This window comes from Streptomyces typhae (assembly GCF_009755605.1).
In the GTDB taxonomy this organism is placed as follows: Bacteria; Actinomycetota; Actinomycetes; order Streptomycetales; family Streptomycetaceae; genus Streptomyces; species Streptomyces typhae.
Genome location: NZ_WPNZ01000009.1, coordinates 90,599 through 112,178, shown reverse-complemented (window position 1 = coordinate 112,178; position 21,580 = coordinate 90,599). Strand labels below are relative to the sequence as shown.

Genomic DNA, 21,580 nt, shown 5'->3' with positions numbered 1-21,580 from the left:
GCACCCCCGAGTGGAGACCCGGATGAGCAGCAACAGCGCCACCCCCGCCGTACATCTCGCCGTGTACGACGCCCTCGCCGACTGGGAGACGGGCTACGCCACCGCGTACCTGGCCCGCGCGGGCCACGAGGTCCGTACCGTCGCGGCGACGCGCGAGCCCGTCACCACGGTCGGCGGCGTACGCATCCAGCCCGACCTGACGCTCGACGAGCTGCGCCCCGAGGACAGCGGGTTGCTGATCCTGCCGGGCGGCGACCTGTGGGACACGGGCGACTCGCTCGCCCCCTTCGCCCGCACGGCGCGCGCCTTCCTCGACGCGGGCGTGCCGGTGGCCGCGATCTGCGGGGCCACGGCGGGGCTCGCCCGCGAGGGCCTGCTCGACGACCGGGCGCACACGAGCGCGGTGTCGATGTACCTGGACGCGACGGGATACGCGGGCGCGGCCCGGTACGTCGAGACCGACGCGGTCACCGACGGCGACCTGATCACGGCGGGTCCGACGGAGCCGGTCGCGTTCGCACGCGAAGTCCTCAAGCGGATGGGGGCGTTCGAGGGCGAGAAGCTGGATGCGTGGTATCGCCTGTTCCACGACTCGGACGCGACGGCGTACGAGACGCTGGCGTCGTGAGCGTGGCGGACGGGGCCTCGGGCGACGCCGCGCAGGACCTGCTCTCCCGCACCGCCCTCACCGTCTTCCGCCTGAACGGCCAGTTCCTCTCCGTCTCGGAGGAACTGGCCGCGCCCGCCGGGCTGACTGCCGCGTGGTGGCAGGTGCTCGGCGCGGTCCTGCGGGAGCCGCTGCCGGTCGCGGGGATCGCCCGCGCCATGGGCATCACCCGCCAGAGCGTGCAGCGCGTGGCGGACCTCCTGGTGTGCCGGGGCCTGGCCGAGTACGCCCCGAACCCGGCCCACCGCCGCGCCAAGCTGCTGCGGCCCACGGAGGCGGGCCGGGCGGCCGTGGCGAGGATCGAACCCGGCCACGCGGAGGTGGCCGCGCGGCTCCGGGAGGCGCTGGGGGCGGAGGAGTTCGCGCGGACCGCGCGGGTGCTGGAGCGGCTGTCCGAGGCCTTGACGGAGCTGGGGCCGATCGATTCGCTTGATCCGTAGAGGGCGGGCGACTTGATCCGTAGAGGGCAGGCGAGGTGAGGTGCGGCGAGGTGAGCTGAGGTATTGGCTCGTGGCTACGCCCAGGTGAGTCGCTGTCCGTCGGGTCCGACGTGCAGCCGCATACGCTCGGCCGTCGGCCGACCGTCCGTCCGCCACTGCGTGACGCGCTCCGCGATCCGATCCCACAGAGGCACCGCGCCGCCCTGCCGGACCATCCATCGCCCGCCGTCCTTGAAGACGACGGCCCAGCACGCGGCGTCCACGTCGATCACTACGTGTTCGGTCCGGCCGTCCCCGTCCCGTCCCAGTGTCAGCCGCTGTGCCCGTGACGCGGCGAACTGGGCGACGAACCGGGCCGTCCAGTCGTCGAGCACGTCCGCTCCGAGCGGCGTAGGCACCGCGTCGCCCTCGCTGGTGTCCGGCAGCATCCCCAGCGGCGGCGCGAGGTGCGGGCGGGCCGGCATGAACGAGACCTGGCCGCCGAGGACCGGGCCGCTCGCGGTGCCGTCGTCGGCGACGGTGAGCCGCACGAGTTCGGACGCGTGCATCCACCCGCCGACCGTGACCAGGACCTCGCCGCCGGGCCGGGTCTGCGCGAGCCACTCGTGCGGCACGGTGTGCACGCCGCAGGTGGCGATCACGCGGTCGTACGGGCCGCCCTCCTCGTATCCCGCCAGGCCGTCACCGACCACGCGGCGCGCGGGCCGATGCCCGGTGCCCGCGAGCGCGATACCGGCGCGGGCGGACACCTCCGCGTCGGCCTCGACCGTGGTCACGTTGTCCTCGCCGGCGACCTCGCACAGCAGTGCCGTCGAGTAGCCCGTGCCCGTGCCGATCTCCAGAACGCGCGCCCCCTCAGTCACCCGCAGATCTTCGAGCATCCGCACGACCAGCCCCGGCAGGGTGGACGACGACGAGGGCGCGGCGGCGATGCGGCCCTCGACCTGGTCGGGGAAGACGGCCCCGGCGACCTGTGTCACGAGGGTGTCGTCCTGGTAGATCCGCGCGAGTCCGGAAGCGGAGTCGCCGGGAACGGGCCGGTACCAGCCACCACCGTCGTACTCGAACCAGCCGCGTCCGAGGAACGCCTCGCGCGGCACGGACTTGACGGCCGCCTCCCATCGGGGGCTGCGCAGCGCACCGCTCCTGACCAGGTCCCGTACGAGACCGGATCGCAGGCGCTCCGAGGGCGTGGGGTCAGTCATCGTGGCCCGCTCCGTTCTCCAACAGGTCGGCGATCGCGGTCGTGATCGGCAGCCCGGCCGCGTCTTCGAGCTCAGCCCGAACCGAGGTCGGAACAGGTGCGCGCTGTGGCTCACCGCTCCGTCGATCTCGCCCGGCTCGACGAAGTTCCGCCGGGGCTCGGTCACATCGCGCACAGGGCCGCCTCCCTCTCGGCGGTCCGGGCAGCGAGCAGGGCGCGCTTCAGTCGGACGCCGGTCACGCAGTCGGCGAGGAGGCCGACGTGTCGGCGCGGGCAGGCCACGAGGTGGGCCCGGTAGATCCGGGCGAGTTCGTCGGCGCGCGCGGCGGTCGGGTCTGCGCCGGTCATGACTCGATCTCTGCCAGGGGTTCGGCCGTGGCGAGCAGCGCGGCCAAGTGCGAGGGGTCGCACAACCGGCCGCGGCGCTGCGGCTGTACAACCCAGCGCGTCACGGGCGACACCTGCTTGCCGACGCGCGGTACGGCCAGGTAGGTGCCCGCGCCGAGCCGGACGGCGTCGCCCTGCCACTCGGCGTCCGGCGCGACGAGCACGTGGTACTGGCCGCTGCCGGTACGGCTGTCGCGGATGACGGGGCCGTGCAGCCAGTCCGTCAGGGCTTGCCCGACGTTCTCCTGTCGGCCGCTGCCCACCGCGGAGTGGATGAGTCGGCCGGTGACGCGGAGGGCGTCGAAACGCCCGCCGAGCGGCAGCAGCGCGACGCCGCAGTTCGCCCACTCGGCGTGGGCCTGGCGCGGGACGGGGTGGGCTCCGGCGAACCAGTCGACGACGGCTTCCCGGCCCGGGGCGCCCCCCGGTTCCCTGCTTCCCGGTCCCGTGCGGGTAACGGCACTTCCGGCCATGTCGGTTCCTTGTCGTCGGGCGGTGCCCCGGAGCCGTCACACGGCCGCCGAGGCGCTGTCCGACTCATGCAATCGCCCTGTCACGCACAGTGACAGGGACGTAACGTCCTACTTTCGCGACGCTAGTCACCGACGCCGAGGAAGTCCGCCAACGCCCGCAGCCCCGCAGGGTGGTTGGGCAGCGCCCACAGGTCCCGGACGATGGCCACGGCCAGGACGTGGTGCCGCATCCACGTCGGGGCCGCGCGGCGCAGGGACTCCAAGGTCCTCACCGCTCCGGCCGCGTCCCCGAGGTCCGTGTGTGCCCTGGCCACGTCCAGGAGAAGCCACGTCCGCCACGACGGCGGGGTGTCCTTGCTCAGGCGTATGCCCTTGGCCAGGTCGAGGGCCTCCTCGGGGTGCCCGTACTGGACGGCGAGGCGGACGCGTTCGATGCGTACCGACGACGGGCTGAAGACGCTGACCATGCGGCTGTCGCCGCCCGCGGGGAGCGAGGCCACCCGGGCGGCTTCCTTCTCCGCCGCCGCCATCAACTCGGCTGCCCGCTCGTACTCGTTGCTGCGTGCGGCCGATGTGGCGGCGGACATGGTCAGCGCGCCCCAGACCTTCAGTCCGTCCGCGGTGTCGGTGTGGCCGCCGAGCCCGATGTCGTCTGCGGCGCGCAGGGCGATGTTCAGCGCGTCCTCCAGGCGTCCTTGCCGCTGGTACGTCCAGGCGACGGAGTTGGCGATCATGGGCGGCAGCAGGGGGTCGCCGGAGTGCCCGGCGGCATCGGCCGCCCGCTCCAGGGCGATCAGAGCCAGATCCGTCTTGCCGAGGCGGACCGCGACGTGGCCGGAGAGCTGCAGCGCCTTGGCCAGGGCGGCGAACCCGGCCGCCCGGTCGGCCTCGCGCTCCGGGACGGTGGCGGAACGCGCGTCCGTGAGGAGGCCCGGAAGTGCCTTCAGGACCGGGTCGAACTCGGCGGCGTGGTACTTCGACCACCCGTCGGCGATCTGCTCCCGCAGGTGGCCGACGGAGAACCCCGGCCCCGGCGGCAGCGGGTCCGGCGCCCCGAGCGCGGGCATGACCGCCCGCCGCATCGCCACGAAGCGCGGCCCGTCGTTCTCACCCCCGGAGGAAACCGCCGGCGGGTCCCCGAGCAGCGTGGTCAGCTCCACCCCGAGACCGTTCGCCAACGCGTGCAGCGTGGGCAGGCGCGCCGAGTGCTTGCGCCGCTGTTCGAGCTGCCGGACGACGTCGACCGACACCCCGGAACGCTCGGCCAGTTCTTCCTGCGTGAGAGACGCCAGACGGCGCAAGCGGCGCAGACTCCGTGCCAGACCCTCGTTCGCCACGCGGCCACCGTACCCAGGGAGGACACACATGACCACGCACCCCGAACTGAGCCTTCGGCACTACGGCCAAGCCCAAGCGGCCGGAATCCGCGAACTCCTCCTCGACGTCCACGACGAGGTGTACGAGGGCACCGACGACCCCCTCGCCCCCAGGGATGTCTTCGCCAGGTTCGTCGACAGCTGGTCCGGCAAGGAAGGCTTCGCGTGCGTCGTCGCCCACGCCCGAGCAGAGCCCGTCGGCTATGCCTACGGCGCGCCGCTCGGCCCCGCGACAACCTGGTGGGGCAAGGTCGAACCCGCCCTGCACACAGAGTTCATGGAGGAGACGGGCACACGGACATTCGCCCTGTCGGAGCTGATGGTCCGTTCGCCATGGCGCGGCACCGGCGCATCGCGGCTCATCCACGACGAGTTGCTGCGCGGACGCCCGGAGGAGCGGGTGACGCTTCTCGTACACAAGGAGCATGCGAAGGTCCGGGCCCTCTACGAGAGCTGGGGCTACGCGTCCGTGGGCGAAGCGCAGCCGTTCGCAGGCGCACCCGTCCTGTGTGCGATGGTCCTGGCCCGCTGGCCGAGTGGGCCGAACCCCGCCGTTACGCAACCGTAGACGTAACCCCGCGCAACCCCCGCCACCACGGCACTATCCTCGGTCTGTCGCACAGCGGTGTACGGAGAGTGGCCGCGTGACATGGCTGGAAACAGGGGGAGGCGGCGTCGATGGGCGTGGAGAGACTCGGGCCGGGGGATCCGCAGCGGATCGGTGCCTATCGGCTGCTCGGGCGGCTCGGTGCGGGCGGTATGGGGCAGGTGTACCTGGCCCGTTCGGAACGCGGGCGGACCGTCGCGGTCAAGCTCGTGCGGGAGGAGCTGGCGGCGCAGGACGAGTTCCGGGGGCGGTTCCGGCAGGAGGTCGGAGCGGCGCGGCGCGTCGGCGGCGCGTGGACCGCGCCGGTCCTCGACGCGGACACGGAGGCCGCGATCCCCTGGGTCGCGACCGGGTACGTCGCCGGGCCCACGCTCCAGACCGTCGTCTCGCACGACCACGGCCCGCTCCCCGAGCGGTCCGTGAACATCCTCGCCGCCGGCCTCGCCAACGCCCTCAAGGACATCCACGCCGCCGGGCTCATCCACCGCGACCTGAAGCCGTCGAACGTCCTCGTCACCATCGACGGGCCCCGCGTCATCGACTTCGGCATCGCCCGCGCCCTGGAGACCGTCACCGACGGCGGCCTCACCCGTACCGGCGCGCTCGTCGGCTCGCCCGGCTTCATGGCGCCCGAGCAGGTCCGCGGCGACCGGGTCACCGAGGCCTGCGACGTCTTCTGCCTCGGCTCCGTCCTCGCGTACGCGGCCTCCGGCACCCTGCCCTTCGGGACCGCCAACAGCGGCGTGCACGCCCTGATGTTCCGAATCGCGGAGGAGGAGCCCGACCTCGGCGGGCTGTCCGAGTCCCTGCGGGAGCTGGTGGGGGCCTGTCTCACCAAGGCGCCCGGCGACCGGCCCTCCCTCGACGAGATACGCGCCCGGACCGGGGCCGAGGACACCCTCTTCGAAGGGAAGTCCCTGGAGCCGTGGCTCCCCGGCACCCTGGTCGCGCAGCTCGGGCGGCAGGCCGTGCAGTTGCTCGACACCGAGGACCCCGAGGGCGAGGCCCCGGGCCACACTCCGGTTGCCCCGCCGCCACCCGCCGAGGCACCGGCCCCTCCGGCCGCCCCTCAGACGCCGCCCGCGCAAGCCCCGCAGAGCGGCTCCCCGGCAGCCGAGGGCACCCCACCCCCACCCGGCACCCCCGGCCACGCCCCCGTCAACCACCTCCCCACCATGGTCGGCGGCCGGCCCCCGGCCCCCACCCCCATATCCACGCCCGCACCCGCCGCCTACGGCTACCCACCACAGCAGTCACCAGCGAACGGGTACGGGTACGGCCACCCCCAGCACCAAGCCCCCGCCTACGGCTACCCCCAGCACCAGACCCCCGGCCACGGCTCCACCCCGCCCTACGGCTCCACTCCCCCTTACGGCCCGCCCCCGGGCGAACCCCCGCGCCGCAGCGCCCGCTCCACAGCGCTGCTCGTCGCCGTCGCCCTGATAGTGGCCCTCGGCGCGGGCGGCACCGTGTACGCCACCATGAAGAACGACGACGGCGACCCGAAGGCGAGCGCGGACGACAAGAGGAGCAGCGCGTCGAAGTCGGACGGGACGCCGTCGGACAGCGGCGGCAACGAGTCGTCGTCCGGTACGACGCCCTCCCCGTCCCCCTCCCCCACCTCCGGCCAGGGCACCGTCCCCGACAAGTTCCTCGGCACCTGGGACGGCACCCTCAGTGGCGACGCGGGAGTGAGCACCCGGCGGCTGACGATCCAGCAGGGCGAGGTCGGCGACACCGTCCTGTCGATGACCGCGGACGGGCCGCTGGCCGGGGGCGGCACCTATCACTGCGTGTTCCAGGGGACTTTGGAGTCCGCGGGAGAGGACCGGATCGGCATCGGCGCCACGGACGTCACCGTGGGGCCGCCGAAGACGTGCGAACCGGGCAAGCCCAGCGAGGTCACCATCCTGCCGAGCGGCGAACTGCGCCGCGCCAACAACGACGGCAGCGGCGAGTTGACGTACACCAAGGCGAACTGATCCCTCCAGTGGGCAAGTTGAACCGGGAGCGAACGTCCGGGTACGGAAGGCGGAAGTCCCCGGCCCGCACGTTCCGCACACCGGGTCGGCTCCGTAGCGTGCGGGCGTGGAATGGTTGAACCCCGAGAACGCCGTCGCCGTCGCCACCGCCGCGCTCGGGCTGTTCGCCACCGTCGGAGCGATCTGGTACGAGCGCCGGGTGCCGCGCCGCAAGCGCATCGGCTACCGCGTGCAGATGGACACCGCGATCGGCGACAACGTCCGTACCGGCGGGGCGAACGCGCGCCTCGGCCTGTTCGACGAGACGCCGGAGATGTCGGACGCGACGCTGGTGCTGCTGCGGGTGGAGAACGACGGCTCGCAGTTCGTCTCCGACACCGACTACACGGGCCGCGCGCTGCACGGCCTCACGGCCGTGTTCACGGACCGCACCGTGCGCGGCCTCGCCGTGACCGCGCAGGCGGGCGCCGACCATCTGATGGAGCACTTCACCCCGGCCGCGGGGCTGCGGTACGAGGGTGCGACCGTGTTCATACCGCGGGTGCCCCTGGACCGCGGCCAGCACTTCAAGCTGCTCGTGCTGCTCACCGGCGGCGCCGTCGGCAGTGAGGTGATCGTCTCCGGCGGTCTCCAGGCGGGCGCGGTGCAGCCGAACCGGTCCACGACGCCCGACGACAAGCCGCCGCTGTTCAGCAGGCCCGCGAAGGTCCTGACGGCGCTCCTGACGGTCGGCGTCGTCACGCTCGCCTCGCTGATCCTGGCCGACGTGGACGACTCGACCCCGATCGAGTGCGCGTCGGGCGAGCTGACCGTCGTCGGCTCCACGGCTTTCCGGCCCGTAGTCGAGGAGCTGAAGGAGAAGTACGAGGACGACTGCCCCGGCGCGTCCATCACGGTCTCCGCGCACGGCAGCACGGCGGGCATCAGGGAGCTGAACCGGGAGGGCGCCCGGTACGCGCGGAAGCACAAGAAGTCGCCCCCGATGATCGCCCTGTCCGACGGCCCCAAGTCGGACGCCTATCCGCGCCTGATCGAGAACCGGGTCGCGATCTCGGCATACGCCCTCGTCGTCAACGAACGCGTACGGCTGAAGAATCTGTCCCTGACGGATGTACGGCGGCTGTACCGCGGCAAGATCCGCAACTGGAAGCAGCTCGGCGGACCCGACCTGGACGTCTCCCTGATCAGCCGCAACTCCAGCTCGGGCACCTACGAGACCCTGCGGCGGCGGGTGCTCGGCGGCGTCCGCGAGATCGAGCCGTCGTCCGCGGACTGCGTGCACAAGGACAACGCGCGGGACCCGGTGATCCGCTGCGAACTCGACTCCACCGAGCAGGTCCTTGACACCGTCAGCGAGGTCCCCGGCGGGATCGGCTACAGCGAGCTGCGGGCCGCCGAGGACCTCGACGGCCTGCACCGGCTGTCCCTCGACGGCCACGCGGCGTCCGCGGACAGCCTCGCGAACCGCCGGTACCCGCTCCGCGAGATCGAGTACGCCTACACCTACGGCTCACCGCCCGCGGACTCGCTGGCCTCGCAGTTCCTGACGTACGCGCGCCGCAGCGGCCTGGACGTGATCCGCATCCACGGCCACCTGCCGTGCTCCGCGTCGGAGGGCCTGAAGGCATGCGCCGAGCTCCCGGACGAACCGGGAGCCCGGAGCACGGACCAGCCCGCGGCAACGGCTACCGCTGCCGCTACCGCTGCCTCTAGATGAACGAGTTGATCTCGATCGTCTCGTCCCGGCCGGGACCCACGCCGATCGCGGAGATCGGCGCGCCGGACATCTCCTCCAGGGCCTTCACATAGCCCTGCGCGTTCTTCGGCAGGTCCTCGAAGGTCTTGGCCTTCGTGATGTCCTCGGACCAGCCGGGAAGCATCTCGTAGACCGGCTTCGCGTGGTGGAAGTCCGTCTGGTTGTACGGGAGCTCCTCGACGCGCTTGCCGTCGATCTCGTACGCGACACAGACCGGGATCTGCTCCCAGCCGGTGAGGACGTCGAGCTTGGTGAGGAAGAAGTCCGTCAGGCCGTTCACACGGGTGGCGTAGCGGGCGATCGGGGCGTCGAACCAGCCGCAGCGGCGGTCCCGTCCCGTGGTGACACCGCGCTCGCCGCCGATGGTGCGCAGCGCCTCGCCGTCGTCGTCGAAGAGCTCCGTCGGGAACGGGCCCGCGCCGACGCGCGTGGTGTACGCCTTCAGGATGCCGATGACGCGGCTGATCTTCGTCGGGCCCACGCCGGTGCCGGTGCAGGCGCCGCCGGCGGTCGGGTTGGACGAGGTGACGAAGGGGTACGTGCCGTGGTCCACGTCCAGGAGCGTGCCCTGGCCGCCCTCGAACAGGACGACCTTGTCCTCGTCGAGCGCGTCGTTGAGGATCAGCGTGGTGTCGGCCACGTAGCTCTTGATGTTCTCGCCGTGCTCCAAGAGCTGCTCGACGATCTGCTCGGCCTCGATGGCGCGGCGGTTGAACACCTTGGTCAGGAGCTGGTTCTTCTGCTCCAGGGCCGCTTCGACCTTCTGCTTCAGGATCGACTCGTCGTAGAGGTCCTGGACGCGGATGCCGGTGCGGTTGATCTTGTCGGCGTAGGTCGGGCCGATGCCCCGGCCCGTGGTGCCGATCTTCCGCTTGCCGAGGAAGCGCTCGCCCACCTTGTCGACCGTCACGTTGTACGGCGTGATGATGTGCGCGTTGCCGCTGATCAGAAGCTTCGACGTGTCGACGCCGCGCTCGTTCAGACCGCTCAGCTCGGAGAGCAGGACCGACGGGTCGACGACGACACCGTTGCCGATGACCGGGACACAGTCCGGCGAGAGGATCCCGGAAGGGAGGAGATGCAGCGCGTACTTCTGGTCGCCTACGACGACCGTGTGGCCGGCATTGTTGCCGCCCTGGTAACGCACCACATAGTCCACGGATCCACCGAGCAGGTCGGTGGCCTTTCCCTTGCCTTCGTCACCCCACTGAGCACCGAGCAGCACGAGTGCGGGCACAGGCGTACACCCCTTCCGGGCGGGGCATGTCCAAGGTCGGGGGCCGCAGCCGGAGGCCGTCTGCCGCCGGTGTGGGTGAGCCTTGGTTGCCCCGGAATAGACGAAGCCCCTGGCGCAATAGCGCAAGGGGCTCTTGCACAAAGATGCTACCCGAGGACTAAAGAAAGGGCGCACGTGTCGGCTCGCGACCAGCTTCTGGTGGTCATCGACCCGGTCGCCCGGCGTACGGACGGGGAGTCCGTACGCATCGCCAAGGACGTGCTTGGCGCGGGCGCGGGAGTCAAGCTGTGCCTGCCCGAAGGGCCCGAGGAATTCACGAAAGCGCTGGTCAGGAGGGGAGCGAGACGGCCGGTCGTGGTCGGGGACGACCGGGCGCTGCTGCGTGCGGTGAGCGCCCTGCACCGGGAGCGCGTCCTGGGTTCCGCCGTCCTGTCCGTCGTTCCCGTGGGCCAGGCGGCCGCCGCCGTCCGGCTCGCGCGGGAGCTCGGCGTTCCGGCCGGCGCGGTCGCGGCGGCGCGGGCGGTCCTGGAGGGGGCGCCCCGGCGGCTCGATCTGATCGTGGACGACCGGGACGGCGTGGTGCTCGGTGACGTCCGCATTCCGCCGGTGGGCCCCGGCGGGGACGGCCGGGACGCCGGGGGCGGCGCCGGGACGGGCGCGGGCGGCGACACGGGCCACGCGGGCGGCAGTGCGGGCGGCGGCGGGGCCGGGGAGCGGCATCCGTGGCTGCGGACCTGCCAGTCCCTGGTCCGCACCCTGGGCGTGCGGCCCTCGCGGGCGGCGCCGGCCGGCCCTTCCCGGCTGCGCGTGGAGGCGGACGGGGTGACGCTCGTGGACCTCGACCAGCCCGTGGAGGGCGTGTACGTGCGTCCGGGCGGCGGCGGATTCGCCCGGGTGGAGGTCCTGCCCGCGTCCGTCGGCGCCCAGATCGCACCGGTGCGGGCCCGCGCCCGCTCGGTCACGGTGTCCGGGCCCGACTTCCGCTACCGCGCGGACACGCTGGTCACGGGCCCGGTACGGAGCCGTACGTGGCAGGTCAGGGCGCAGGCGTGGCGGCTGACGCTGCCGCGCTGAGGCGTCGGCTCCCGGTGTTCTCGGTGTCGAGGAGGTTCCGCCCGGCCCGTGCGCCGGCGGGTCGTCGTCCCGGCCAGTTCCTCCTGCGCGGACTCGAAGAAGGCGGGCGTCCCGGCGAGACGGTGCCCAGCGGGCGGGCCGCGCTTCAGCAGGAGACGAGCAGCTCCTCAAGGCCCCGCATCACGAAGTTCGGCCGCCGGCGCGGCTCCGCGGCGAGCCGCAGCCCCGGCGCCCGGCGCAGCAGCGCGGCGAGCGAGGCGGCGAGTTCGATGCGGGCCAGCGGCGCGCCGATGCAGTAGTGGATGCCCGCGCTGAAGGAGATGTGCGGGTTGTCGGCGCGGGCGAGGTCCAGGGTGTCGGGGCCGGTGAAAGCGGCCGGGTCCCGGTTGGCGGAGCCGAAGAGGAGCGCCACCTCGCTGCCGCGCGGGACGGGCGTACCGCCGATCTCGATGTCGTCGAGCACCCACCGCTCGAAGAGCTGCAACGGCGTGTCGAAGCGCAGCAGTTCCTCCACGGCCGTGGGCAGCAGCCGCTCCGGTTCGGCGCGCAGCGCGGCGAGCTGGTCCGAATGCGCGAAGAGGGCGGCCCACCCGTTCGCGGTGGCGTTGACGGTGGCCTCGTGCCCGGCGTTCAGGAGCAGCACACAGGTGGAGATCATCTCTTGTTCGCTCAGCGAGTCGCCCTGGTCGTGGACGGCGACGAGACCGCTGACGAGGTCCTCACCGGGCTCCTCGCGCCGCCGGGCGATCAGCTCCCGCAGATACGCGGAGAACTCCACGGACGCGCGCACCGCCCGCGCCGCCGTCGCCTCGCCCGGGTTCAGCTCGTACATCCCGCAGATGTCCGCCGACCAGGGCCGCAGCAGCGCCCTGTCCGCCTCGGGGATGCCCAGCATCTCGGCGATCACGGCGACGGGCAGCGGCTCCGCGACCCGCGCCACCAGGTCCCCGCCGCCGTCCGCGACGAGCCCCCGTACGAGATCGTCCGCGACCCCCTCCACGTACGGGCGCAGCCGCTCCACCGTGCGCGGCGTGAACGCCTTCGCCACCAGGCGGCGGATGCGGGTGTGCGCGGGGGCCTCCAGGTCGAGCATGCCGTTGTCGTTCAGTACGTGGAACGGCTCGTGCTCGGGCGGCGGCGCCTGGCGGCCGAACTCCTCGTGGCCGAAGCGGTGCAGATAGGTGCGGCCGAGGCGCCGGTCGCGGAGCAGGGCCGCGACGTCCGCGTGGTGCGGGACCAGGTACTGGTCGCTCGGCTCGTAGTGGTGCACGCGGCCCGCGGCGCGCAGCGCGGCGAAGGCGGGGTAGGGGTCCGCCACGAACGCGGGCGACCAGGGGTCGAAGGAGGCGTCCACGAGGGGTTCCATGGGGGGACGTTAGCCCCGCCGCCACGGCCCTGAACAGGCCCTCGACCGGAGGCGCGGTCAGCCCGGCGTGACCAGCCGGACCTCGTACGCGAAGACGGCGGCCTGGGTGCGGTCGCGCAGGCCGAGCTTCACCAGGACCCGGCTGACGTGCGTCTTGATGGTGGACTCGGCGACGACGAGGCGCGAGGCGATCTCCGCGTTCGACAGGCCCTGCGCGATGAGGACGAGGACCTCCGTCTCGCGCTCGGTCAGCTCCCCGTACTGCGCCTGGGCCTGCGCGGATGCCGCGAGCCGCGGATTGTCCGACAGCTTCGAGAACTCCGTGATCAGGCGGCGGGTCACGGACGGCGCGAGCAGGGCCTCACCGGCGGCCACCACGCGCACGCCGTCGGCGAGCTGCCGCGCGGAGGCGTCCTTGAGCAGGAAGCCGGAGGCGCCCGCGCGCAGCGCCTGGTACACGTACTCGTCCAGGTCGAACGTCGTCAGGACGAGCACCTTCGTCTCCACCAGGGCGTCCGCGACGATCTCCCGGGTGGCCTCGATGCCGTTCAGCTCGGGCATGCGGATGTCCATCAGGACGACGTCGGGGGCGTGCTCGCGCACCCGCTGCACGGCCTCCCTGCCGTTGACGGCCTCGCCGACGACCTCGATGTCCGGCATCGCGTTGAGCAGCACGGAGAAGCCCTCGCGGACCATCATCTGGTCGTCGGCGATCAGGACACGGATGGTGCGGCTCATGCGCGATCGCCTCCGGCGGGCTTGTCCAGGGGCTTGTCCAGGGACGTGTCCGAGGACTTGTCCAAGGACGTGTCCAGAGACGTGTCCAGGGAGAGGACGGCGGTGGTGTCCTGCGCGCCCCGCGCCGACCGGGCCGGGGGCACGCCCGCGGCTGCTGCCGCCGGGGGCTCCGGCGTGCCGAGCGGTACCGGCAGGAACACCGTCACCTCGTACCCGCCGTCCGCGGTGGCCTCCGCCGTCATCTCGCCGTCCAGCATCGTGACCCGCTCCCGCATGCCCGTGATGCCGTGCCCGGCGCCCGGCGACGGCTGGACGCGCCCCGTGGCGGGCCCGTTCACGACGCGCAGCCCGAGCCCGCCGAGGACGTAGCCGATCTCCACGCGGGCCGTGGCGCCCGGCGCGTGCCGCAGGCTGTTGCTGAGCGCCTCCTGGATGATGCGGTACGCCGACAGCTCCACGCCCTGCGGCAGCTCGCGCACCGCGCCGGTGACGACCTTCTCCACGCTCAGACCGGTGTCGCGCACGTTGTCGAGCAGCCGCTCGATGTCGGCGAGGGTGGGCTGGGGCGCGTCCGGGGCCTCGTAGTCCTCCGCCCGTACGACACCGAGTACGCGGCGCAGCTCGGTCAGGGCGATCACGGCGTTCTCCCGGATCGTCGCGAAGGCCTGCTCCAGCTCCGGCGGCGGGTTCTCCACCCGGTACGGGGCGGCCTCCGCCTGGATGGCGACCACGGACATGTGGTGGGCGACCACGTCGTGCAACTCGCGGGCGATGGTGGTGCGCTCCTCCAGGAGCGTGCGCTTGTCCCGCTCGACGGCGGTGACGGTGCGCTCCGCGACGACCTCACGGCGGGTGCTGCGGTTGAGGCTCACGAGGGTGACCAGGGCGACGGCGATGCCGTTGAGGACGACGAGGGGGCCGCTGTTGGAGCTGTAGCCGGTGCCCGCGCCCTCCGCGAGGATCGCGTACAGGGCCGTGAGCGTCCAGGTCCAGGCCGCCGTGCGGGGGCGGGTGCGGGCCGCCACCACCATCATCACCGCGGTGTGGCCGACGAAGGAGCCCGCCGACCACGGGTAGTCGCCGCTGCCGGCCAGGACCACCATGACGGGGGTCAGCGCCAGGGACAGCCACCAGGCGAGCACCGGCCGCACCAGGGTCAGCGCCACCGTGCCCGCGGGGGCCGCCGCGATCAGGAGGTGGGCCAGGTCGCGGGCGCCCCCGAACCCCGGGGACGACCCCGTGTACGCGACGGCCAGCGTCAGCAGCGCCATGCCCAGGACCACCGCGTGGGGCGTCCACTGCACGTACCTGCGCAGGCGGGCGGGGATCCAGTGGAGCAGTGGCGCGTCGGGCTTGAGCGCGGGCAGCGGGCGGTAGGCGAGGGCGCCGTGGAAGAGGTCCTCGCGCAGGCCCTGGAGGGCGTTCTGCGCGAGGGCGAACTCCGGACTGCGGGTTTTCTCGGTCACGTTCTAGACGGTACGGGCCGGGGGCCGCGGGTCGCGTCCCCATGGGGACGGGTTCTCGGGGGTCCGTCGCAGGTACTACTCGGGGGTCCGGGTGCGGCTTGGGCCGGGCCCTCGCGGGGCGCCCCAGTCCCGCCCCTTCTCCGATCCTGGGGCTCCGCCCCAGACCCCGTATCGGCGCTGCGCGCCTCGTCCTCAAACGCCGGACGGGCTCGAATTTCCGCCGGGCGGGAGAGAAGGATGGATGGGTCGGTGGGTGGGTGGGGAAAAGATCGCCGCGTAGCGGCGGCTTGTCGCGCTGACGCGCTCGTCCTCAAACGCCGGACAGGCTGCATCCCCCCGCCCGAAGGGCGAAAAGGGCGGGCGGGTGGGGAAATCTCCGCGCAGCGGCGCAGTATCGAGCCCGTCCGGCGATTGAGGACAAGCGCGCCAGCGCGGGAAAAGGGCGGGTGGGTGGGGGAAGAGGCCGACCCGGCGGTCAGAAGGCGAGCTGCGTGATTTCTTCCGCGACCACGGCGCAGGCATCCGCCCCAGGATCGATCAACGGAAAGTGCCCGACCCCCTCCAGCAGCGTCACGCCGACAACCTCCCCGGCCTTCGCCGCCGCATCGGCGTACGCGTCCGCGACGGCGGGCGGCACGACGATGTCCGTGCGGCCCTGCACGACGGTGGTCGCGATACCGGTGGGCACCAGCGCCGCCGGATCCGCGTGCGCGAGCCGCTCGGCGTACCGGGCCTCCACCGCGTCCACACCGGAGGCGGAGGCGGAGGCGGAGGCGGAGCCGACGGCACCCAGGAACTGGCGCACCGCGCCCCCGCACACCCCCAGCTCGTCCGCGGTGCGCAGATCCGCGATGGGCGCGAGCGCCACCACCCCCCGCAGCGAGGGAGCCCGCTCCAGGCGCCACGGCGAACCCGGCGGCAGCACGTGCCGGGCGGCGGCCCACAGCGCGAGCTGGCCGCCGGCCGAGTGCCCGGTGAGCACGATCCGGCCGGGATCGGCGCCCGGCAGGGCCGCGCGGACGAGGCCGGGCAGCGCGTCGAGCGCGGCGGCCACGTCGTCGAGGGTCTCGGGCCACCGCCCGGCGACCGGACCACCCCCGCCCGGCACCGCCCCGCCCGCCGCCTCGACGGACGCCGCCTGCGCGGGCACGGTCCCTGCCGGGGCGGCCACCGCCCCGCACCGGTACTCGACGTTGGCAACGGCGAACCCCCGCCGAGCCAGGAAGTCCGCGAGCGGCGACACGTGCCACCGGTCGTACGGCGCCCGCCAGGCCCCACCGTGCAGCAGCACGACGAGCGGCGCGGACCGCTCCGGGACCGCCGCATCCCGCGGCGCGTAGAAGTCGATGACCTGCTGCGCGTGCGCGCCGTACGCGGCGGTGGCGTCGGGCGGCACCGCGGGATGCCCGAGCGCGGCTGCTTCCTCGACGGCATCGCGGGCCACTGCGGCGTCGTCCGACATGCGGCAACCCTCTCAGACTCGGCCGGTGCGCCCGGCCGCCGACGGCGGTCCGCCGGACCCGGTGACAACCGACCGGGGTCCGACGGACGTTCATGCCTTGATCCAATTCTGCCGGACGGTACCAGGCCCCGCCCGCACGGCGCCCGGTCAGGCGGGTGCCGACTCCCCATCCGGAGTCCCGGCCAGGGTCCTGGCAAGCACCCTGGCCGCCCGCTCCGCGTCCGCGAACGTCAGATACAGCGGCGTGAACCCGAAGCGCAGCACGTCCGGCGGCCGGAAGTCGCCGACCACACCCTGCTCGATCAGCCGCTTCATCACGCCTTCGGCGCCGGGGCAGCGCAGCGCGACCTGACTGCTCCGCTCGGCGTGCGCGGCGGGCGTGATCGACTCGACGCGGCCCGCGGGCACATACGCCTCGACGCACTCCAGGAAGAAGTCCGTCAGGGCGAGGGACTTGGCGCGCACCGCCGTCATCGACACCCCCTCCCAGACGTCGAGCGCCGCGTCGAGGGCGAGCAGCGACAGGATGTCGGGGGTGCCGACCCGGCCCCGGACGATGTCGGCGGCGGGTTCGTACCCGGGCCGCATCCCGAACGGCTCGGCGTGCGAGTTCCACCCGGGCAGCGGCGAGTCGAAGCGTTCCTGGAGCTCCCGGCGCACGTACAGGAAGGCGGGCGAACCGGGCCCGCCGTTCAGGAACTTGTAGGTGCAGCCGACCGCCAGGTCCACGCCGTGCTCGTCGAGGCCGACGGGCAGCGCACCGGCGGTGTGGCACAGGTCCCACACGACGAGCGCGCCCGCCGCGTGGACGGCCGCGGTCAGGCCCGGCAGGTCGTGCAGCCTGCCCGCCCGGTAGTCGGCGTGGTTGAGCAGGACGGCGGCGGTGCGCGGGCCGAGGAGGCCAGGTACGTCCGCGGGGTCGGCGGGGACGATCCGGCAGCCGGTGAGGCGGGCCGCGGACCCGGCGATGTAGCCGTCGGTGGGGAAGGTCGTGGCGTCGACGACGATCTCGTCGCGCACGGCCGCCCCCGCCCCGTCCCCGGGCCCGTCCTGGATCATGCGTACCGCCGCCACCAGCGCCTTGAAGATGTTGACGCTGGTGGAGTCCGCGACGACGACCTGCCCCGGGGCGGCACCGATCAGCGGGGCGATACGGTCACCGATCCGCTCGGGCGCGGTCCACCAGCCGCTCTCGTCCCAGGACCGGATGCGCAGCGAACCCCACTGCCGGCCGATGACGTCGGCGACGCGATCCTGGACGTGCACGGGCAGCGCGCCCAGCGAGTTGCCGTCCAGATAGACGGTGTCGTCGAGGACGAACTCGGCCCGCTTGGCGGCGAGTTCGTCCGCGGCGTCCAGTTCCTTGGCCCTGGCCTGCATGTCGTTCCGCATGTTCGCCCTCGTCTCAGACATGGCTGCGCGCCGTCCACAGCTCGGGGAACACGTTCTTCGCGGCCCGTTTCTCCAGCCACGCGACACCGGCGGAGCCGCCGGTGCCGGTCTTGGAGCCCATGGCGCGGCGGGTGGCGACGAGATGGTCGTTGCGCCAGCGCCACACCAGCTCGCCGACGTCGGTCAACGCCTCGCCGAGACGGGCGAGTTCGTCGTCCTGGTCCCCGCTGTACAGGGCCGTCCAGACCGCCTCGACCTCGGGCGACGGCTCATACCTGAGGGAGACGTCGCGCTCCAGGACGGCGGCGGGCACGGCGTGGCCGCGGCGCGCGAGGAGCCGGAGCACCTCGTCGTACAGGCAGGGCTCCTGGAGCGCCTTCTCCAGTTCGGCGTGGACGCGCGGGGCGCCGCGGTGCGGCACCAGCATGGACGCCGACTTGTCGCCGAGCAGGAACTCCATGCGGCGGTACATCGCCGACTGGAAGCCGGAGCCCTCACCGAGGGCGCCGCGGTAGGAGTTGAACTGTGCCGGGGTGAGCTGCCCGAGCGGCCTCCACGAGTGGTTCAGCGCCTCCAGCTCGCGCACCGAACGCTTCAGGGCGGCGACGGCGACCGGCACGTCGTCCTCGCGCAGCGCGCGCGCCGCGGTCTCCCACTCGTGCACGATGACCGTGAACCACAGCTCCATGACCTGGGTGGTGACCAGGAAGACCATCTCGCCCGGGTCGTTCGAGCGCAGATGCTGGAGGTGGGTGAGCACATCCGCCTGTACGTAGTCCTCGTACGGGGTGGTGCCTGCGAAGTCGAGGTTCGGGCTGTCTTGCGCCTCGTGCGCCTCGTCGGACATCGCTGTCTCCTAGATGCGTACTCCGGGTAGCGGTCCGCCCCTGCCGGTACCGGCACGGGGGCCCCGGTCCCCACCGGCATCCTCCGCAACATCCCCGGAAACGGCAAGACCTGCCTGGTCACACAGGGTGTCCAGGCAGGTCGTACGCGGTCCCGCGCGAAGCGGCGGCCGGGTGGCCGTCAGCCGAGGGTGTCCGCGGCGGTCGCCGACGAGTCGCGCAGGAACGTCGAGCAGCGCTCGTACTCCTCCTGCTCGCCGATGGCGCCCGCGGCACGGGCGAGACCGTGCAGCGCGCGCAGGAAGCCGCGGTTCGGCTCGTGCTCCCACGGCACCGGGCCGTGGCCCTTCCAGCCGCTGCGGCGCAGGGCGTCAAGGCCGCGGTGGTAGCCCGTGCGTGCGTACGCGTACGACTCGACGACGCGGCCCGCCTCGAAGGCCTCGTCGGCGAGGCGGGCCCAGGCGAGGGACGACTTCGGGTACTTCGCGGCGACGTCCGCGGCCGGGGTGCCCGCCGCGAGGAGCTCGCGGGGCTCGGGGTCGTCGGGGAGGTGGGTCGGGGGCGGGCCCCCGAGCAGATCTTGGTGAATGGCCATGGGTCAAGTCTGCGGCATGGGCCCGCGTGGGACGCCCCGCTGTGCCTATTGGCGCGCTCCGCGCGCGGGCACCCCTTTCCCGTAACCAAGGGGCTCCGCCCCCTGGACCCCCGCTCCTCAATCGCCGGAGGGGCTCTGAGGAGCCCCGCCGGACGGGCCCCGCAGAGCCCGTACGGCCGCCACCAACGCCCCCACCCCCACCTTGGCCTTCCCCCGCGCACACCCCACGTTCAACCGCACGAACCCGGCCCCCGCCGCCCCGTACGTCCCCCCGGGCATGACGGCGACCCCCTGCCCCTCCACCAGCTCCCGCTGAAGGATGTCGTCCCCGGCGTCCCCGAGCACGGGCCGCAGGTCGATCCACGCGAGATAGCCCGCCTGCGGGGGCCGCCACCCCAGCTCGGGAAAGGCCCCGTTCAGGCGGTCCGCGACGAACCGCAGATTCCCGTGCGTGTAGGCGCGCACGGCGTCCAGCCACGGACCGCCCTCCCGGTACGCGGCGATGTGCGCGGTGAGCGAGAGCACGGCGGGCGAGGCGAGGCCTTGCCCCATGTCCATCCTGCGTACGAAGGCGGCGTGCTCCGAAGCATCCCCCACAAGACCGTAACTCCCGCTCAGGGAAGGGAAGTTGAAGGATTTGGTGGCGGAGGTGACGAGCGCCCAGCGGCGGTGGCCGCGCGCGTACCGCGTCCACGGCAGGTGCGTGTGCCCCTCGTGGGTGAGGTCGGCGTGGATCTCGTCGCTGATGACGGCGACCCCGTGGCGCTCGCACAGCTCGGCGACGGCGCTCAGCTCGGCGTGCGTCCACACCTTGCCGGTGGGGTTGTGGGGCGAGCACAGCAGGAGCACACGGCTGTCGGGGCGGGCCAGGGCCGCCTCCAGGAGGGCGTGCCCGGGGTCGCCCTCGGGCAGGGGCACGCCGCGCAGCTCGCGGCCGAGCCCGGTGACGGCCTTGCGGAAGCCGTCGTAGGTGGGGGTGTGCACGACGACGCCGTCGCCTGGCTCCGTCCACATCTGTAGGAGCTGGGATATCTGGCTGAGGACGGAGGGGGCGTAGACGAGCGCCGCCGGGTCGACGTCCGTCTCGTACCGCTGCGCGAACCAATCCAGTATCGCGCCCCGGAAGTCGTCGTTGCGCCAGTCCGTGTAGCCGAAGACACCGTGCCCGACGCGGCGCCGCAGCGCGTCCAGGACGGGCGGCGCGCAGGGGAAGTCCATGTCGGAGATGGTGAAGGGGACCAGGTCGGGGACCGGGAACCGGTCGGCGATGCCGTCCCACTGGACGCTCCAGGTGCCGCGCCGGTCGACGGGGGCGTCGAAGTCGTACGCGTCCTCGTGCTTGTACTCCATGGCCATGGATGAGTCCCCTCTGAGCTCTCTGAGCATGCCGCGGGCCCGGCACTCACGCGGAGTACCGGGCCCGACGGACGGACGTACGGCTACTTGATCCTCGTACCGGTGGAGCGCAGGTTCGCGCACGCCTCGGTGACCCGCTTGGCCATGCCCGCCTCGGCGGACTTGCCCCAGGTACGCGGGTCGTAGGTCTTCTTCGAGCCGACCTCGCCGTCGACCTTGAGGACACCGTCGTAGTTCTTGAACATGTGGTCCGCGACGGGCCGCGTGAAGGCGTACTGGGTGTCGGTGTCGAGGTTCATCTTCACGACGCCGTTCTCCAGGGCGGTGGCGATCTCCTGCTCGGTGGAGCCGGAGCCGCCGTGGAAGACGAAGTCGAACGGCGACTGCTTGCCGTACTTCGCGCCGACGCCCTCCTGGAGGTCCTTGAGCAGCTCGGGGCGGAGCACGACGTTGCCCGGCTTGTACACGCCGTGCACGTTGCCGAAGGACGCGGCGAGCAGGTAGCGGCCCTTCTCGCCGAGGCCCAGGGCCTCGGCGGTGCGGATCGCGTCGTCGACGGTCGTGTACAGCTCGTCGTTGATCTCGTGCGTCACGCCGTCCTCCTCACCGCCCGTCGGGGTGATCTCGACCTCAAGGATGATCTTCGCGGCGGCGGCCTGGGCGAGCAGCTCCTGGCCGATGGCCAGGTTGTCGGCCAGGGTCTCGGCGGAGCCGTCCCACATGTGGGACTGGAAGAGCGGGTCGCGGCCGGCCTTGACGCGCTCGGCGGAGACGTCGAGCAGCGGGCGGACATAGCCGTCGAGCTTGTCCTTGGGGCAGTGGTCGGTGTGCAGGGCGACGGTGATGCCGTACTTCCCGGCCACGATGTGCGCGAACTCGGCGAGGGCCACGGCGCCCGTCACCATGTCCTTGTTGTGCTGGCCGCCCAGGAACTCCGCGCCACCCGTGGAGATCTGGATGATGCCGTCGCTCTCCGCCTCCGCGAACCCGCGCAGCGCGGCGTGCAGGGTCTGCGAGGACGTCACGTTGATGGCCGGGTAGGCGAACTTGCCTGCCTTCGCCCGGTCGAGCATCTCGTTGTAGACCTCGGGGGTTGCGATGGGCATGTGTCCGCTCCTTGTGATGTGCGGGTGTGTGCTTGGCCCTGACCTAGGGGG

General features: G+C 72.8%; 20 protein-coding genes. 6 read left to right on the top strand and 14 right to left on the bottom strand.

What is annotated here, in order from left to right; translation table 11 throughout:
• The first annotated feature begins 22 nt into the window (after positions 1-22).
• Complete coding sequence (locus GPA10_RS17790) at positions 23-628, top strand: DJ-1/PfpI family protein (RefSeq protein WP_058852397.1); 606 nt, start codon at positions 23-25, stop codon at positions 626-628.
• Positions 625-1,107: a MarR family winged helix-turn-helix transcriptional regulator gene (locus GPA10_RS17785; RefSeq protein WP_343041034.1), complete on the top strand. Its 483-nt coding sequence runs from the start codon at positions 625-627 to the stop codon at positions 1,105-1,107. Before GPA10_RS17790 ends, GPA10_RS17785 begins: the two co-directional genes overlap by 4 nt.
• Before the next feature lie 74 nt (positions 1,108-1,181).
• Here the strand turns inward: GPA10_RS17785 and tgmC are convergent, their stop codons facing one another.
• The 4 genes from tgmC to GPA10_RS17765 form a co-directional block, all read right to left on the bottom strand.
• A complete protein-coding gene (gene tgmC / locus GPA10_RS17780) occupies positions 1,182-2,312 on the bottom strand; it encodes an ATP-grasp peptide maturase system methyltransferase (RefSeq protein WP_157166383.1) in 1,131 nt (376 codons plus the stop codon).
• A 161-nt stretch (positions 2,313-2,473) separates the two neighbouring features.
• Positions 2,474-2,659, bottom strand: coding sequence for a hypothetical protein (locus GPA10_RS17775; protein WP_157166382.1), 186 nt, complete (start codon positions 2,657-2,659; stop codon positions 2,474-2,476).
• The gene (locus GPA10_RS17770) at positions 2,656-3,171 is read right to left on the bottom strand and encodes a hypothetical protein (RefSeq protein WP_246259353.1); all 516 of its coding nucleotides are present in this window, start codon (positions 3,169-3,171) and stop codon (positions 2,656-2,658) included. Before GPA10_RS17770 ends, GPA10_RS17775 begins: the two co-directional genes overlap by 4 nt.
• A gap of 122 nt (positions 3,172-3,293) precedes the next feature.
• Positions 3,294-4,508: a helix-turn-helix domain-containing protein gene (locus GPA10_RS17765; RefSeq protein ID WP_343041033.1), complete on the bottom strand. Its 1,215-nt coding sequence runs from the start codon at positions 4,506-4,508 to the stop codon at positions 3,294-3,296.
• A 28-nt stretch (positions 4,509-4,536) separates the two neighbouring features.
• On the opposite strand from GPA10_RS17765, the gene GPA10_RS17760 reads away from it, so the two are divergent.
• From GPA10_RS17760 to GPA10_RS17750, 3 genes are all read left to right on the top strand, one after another.
• A complete protein-coding gene (locus tag GPA10_RS17760) occupies positions 4,537-5,115 on the top strand; it encodes a GNAT family N-acetyltransferase (RefSeq protein WP_157166380.1) in 579 nt (192 codons plus the stop codon).
• Positions 5,116-5,225: 110 nt separating this feature from the next.
• The gene (locus GPA10_RS17755) at positions 5,226-7,136 is read left to right on the top strand and encodes a serine/threonine-protein kinase (protein ID WP_157166379.1); all 1,911 of its coding nucleotides are present in this window, start codon (positions 5,226-5,228) and stop codon (positions 7,134-7,136) included.
• A gap of 106 nt (positions 7,137-7,242) precedes the next feature.
• Entirely contained in the window at positions 7,243-8,853 is a 1,611-nt protein-coding gene (locus GPA10_RS17750; RefSeq protein ID WP_343041032.1) for a substrate-binding domain-containing protein, read from the top strand.
• Here the strand turns inward: GPA10_RS17750 and GPA10_RS17745 are convergent.
• Positions 8,846-10,129 carry an adenylosuccinate synthase gene (locus GPA10_RS17745; protein ID WP_058852403.1) on the bottom strand — a complete coding sequence of 428 codons (1,284 nt, stop codon included), beginning with the start codon at positions 10,127-10,129 and terminating at the stop codon, positions 8,846-8,848. The genes GPA10_RS17750 and GPA10_RS17745 overlap by 8 nt on opposite strands.
• 174 nt (positions 10,130-10,303) lie before the next feature.
• Between GPA10_RS17745 and GPA10_RS17740 the strand changes: the two genes are divergently transcribed.
• The gene (locus tag GPA10_RS17740; protein ID WP_343041031.1) at positions 10,304-11,203 is read left to right on the top strand and encodes a diacylglycerol kinase; all 900 of its coding nucleotides are present in this window, start codon (positions 10,304-10,306) and stop codon (positions 11,201-11,203) included.
• A 145-nt stretch (positions 11,204-11,348) separates the two neighbouring features.
• On the opposite strand, the gene GPA10_RS17735 is transcribed toward GPA10_RS17740, so the two are convergent.
• The 9 genes from GPA10_RS17735 to fbaA all read right to left on the bottom strand — a co-directional run bounded on the left by GPA10_RS17735 (position 11,349) and on the right by fbaA (position 21,529).
• Positions 11,349-12,569 (bottom strand): cytochrome P450, encoded by a 1,221-nt coding sequence (locus GPA10_RS17735; protein WP_157166378.1) that lies wholly within the window; start codon positions 12,567-12,569, stop codon positions 11,349-11,351.
• Positions 12,570-12,626: 57 nt separating this feature from the next.
• Positions 12,627-13,307, bottom strand: coding sequence for a response regulator (locus GPA10_RS17730; RefSeq protein ID WP_157166377.1), 681 nt, complete (start codon positions 13,305-13,307; stop codon positions 12,627-12,629).
• Positions 13,304-14,773: a sensor histidine kinase gene (locus tag GPA10_RS17725; RefSeq protein WP_343041030.1), complete on the bottom strand. Its 1,470-nt coding sequence runs from the start codon at positions 14,771-14,773 to the stop codon at positions 13,304-13,306. The genes GPA10_RS17730 and GPA10_RS17725 overlap by 4 nt, the downstream gene beginning before the upstream one ends.
• Positions 14,774-15,248: 475 nt before the next feature.
• Entirely contained in the window at positions 15,249-16,235 is a 987-nt protein-coding gene (locus tag GPA10_RS17720) for an alpha/beta hydrolase (protein WP_157166376.1), read from the bottom strand.
• A gap of 147 nt (positions 16,236-16,382) precedes the next feature.
• Complete coding sequence (kynU, locus tag GPA10_RS17715; RefSeq protein WP_198351633.1) at positions 16,383-17,648, bottom strand: kynureninase; 1,266 nt, start codon at positions 17,646-17,648, stop codon at positions 16,383-16,385.
• Positions 17,641-18,474, bottom strand: a complete 834-nt coding sequence (locus tag GPA10_RS17710; protein ID WP_157166375.1) for a tryptophan 2,3-dioxygenase family protein — start codon at positions 18,472-18,474, stop codon at positions 17,641-17,643. The genes kynU and GPA10_RS17710 overlap by 8 nt, the downstream gene beginning before the upstream one ends.
• Before the next feature lie 179 nt (positions 18,475-18,653).
• Positions 18,654-19,067 carry a DUF3151 domain-containing protein gene (locus GPA10_RS17705; protein WP_058852410.1) on the bottom strand — a complete coding sequence of 138 codons (414 nt, stop codon included), beginning with the start codon at positions 19,065-19,067 and terminating at the stop codon, positions 18,654-18,656.
• 117 nt (positions 19,068-19,184) lie between these two features.
• Entirely contained in the window at positions 19,185-20,423 is a 1,239-nt protein-coding gene (locus tag GPA10_RS17700; RefSeq protein WP_281364805.1) for a MalY/PatB family protein, read from the bottom strand.
• Between the two features lie 83 nt (positions 20,424-20,506).
• Positions 20,507-21,529 (bottom strand): class II fructose-bisphosphate aldolase, encoded by a 1,023-nt coding sequence (gene fbaA, locus GPA10_RS17695; protein ID WP_058852411.1) that lies wholly within the window; start codon positions 21,527-21,529, stop codon positions 20,507-20,509.
• Between the last annotated feature and the right edge of the window lie 51 nt (positions 21,530-21,580).

What these genes read in the sequence shown, in the direction of transcription:
- GPA10_RS17790 (WP_058852397.1), top strand. Translation starts at nt 23, where the DNA reads ATGAGCAGCAACAGCGCCACCCCCGCCGTACATCTCGCCGTGTACGAC.
- tgmC (WP_157166383.1), bottom strand. Translation starts at nt 2,312, where the DNA reads ATGACTGACCCCACGCCCTCGGAGCGCCTGCGATCCGGTCTCGTACGG.
- GPA10_RS17775 (WP_157166382.1), bottom strand. Translation starts at nt 2,659, where the DNA reads ATGACCGGCGCAGACCCGACCGCCGCGCGCGCCGACGAACTCGCCCGG.
- GPA10_RS17770 (WP_246259353.1), bottom strand. Translation starts at nt 3,171, where the DNA reads ATGGCCGGAAGTGCCGTTACCCGCACGGGACCGGGAAGCAGGGAACCG.
- GPA10_RS17760 (WP_157166380.1), top strand. Translation starts at nt 4,537, where the DNA reads ATGACCACGCACCCCGAACTGAGCCTTCGGCACTACGGCCAAGCCCAA.
- GPA10_RS17755 (WP_157166379.1), top strand. Translation starts at nt 5,226, where the DNA reads ATGGGCGTGGAGAGACTCGGGCCGGGGGATCCGCAGCGGATCGGTGCC.
- GPA10_RS17735 (WP_157166378.1), bottom strand. Translation starts at nt 12,569, where the DNA reads ATGGAACCCCTCGTGGACGCCTCCTTCGACCCCTGGTCGCCCGCGTTC.
- GPA10_RS17730 (WP_157166377.1), bottom strand. Translation starts at nt 13,307, where the DNA reads ATGAGCCGCACCATCCGTGTCCTGATCGCCGACGACCAGATGATGGTC.
- GPA10_RS17720 (WP_157166376.1), bottom strand. Translation starts at nt 16,235, where the DNA reads ATGTCGGACGACGCCGCAGTGGCCCGCGATGCCGTCGAGGAAGCAGCC.
- kynU (WP_198351633.1), bottom strand. Translation starts at nt 17,648, where the DNA reads ATGTCTGAGACGAGGGCGAACATGCGGAACGACATGCAGGCCAGGGCC.
- GPA10_RS17710 (WP_157166375.1), bottom strand. Translation starts at nt 18,474, where the DNA reads ATGTCCGACGAGGCGCACGAGGCGCAAGACAGCCCGAACCTCGACTTC.
- GPA10_RS17705 (WP_058852410.1), bottom strand. Translation starts at nt 19,067, where the DNA reads ATGGCCATTCACCAAGATCTGCTCGGGGGCCCGCCCCCGACCCACCTC.
- GPA10_RS17700 (WP_281364805.1), bottom strand. Translation starts at nt 20,423, where the DNA reads ATGGCCATGGAGTACAAGCACGAGGACGCGTACGACTTCGACGCCCCC.
- fbaA (WP_058852411.1), bottom strand. Translation starts at nt 21,529, where the DNA reads ATGCCCATCGCAACCCCCGAGGTCTACAACGAGATGCTCGACCGGGCG.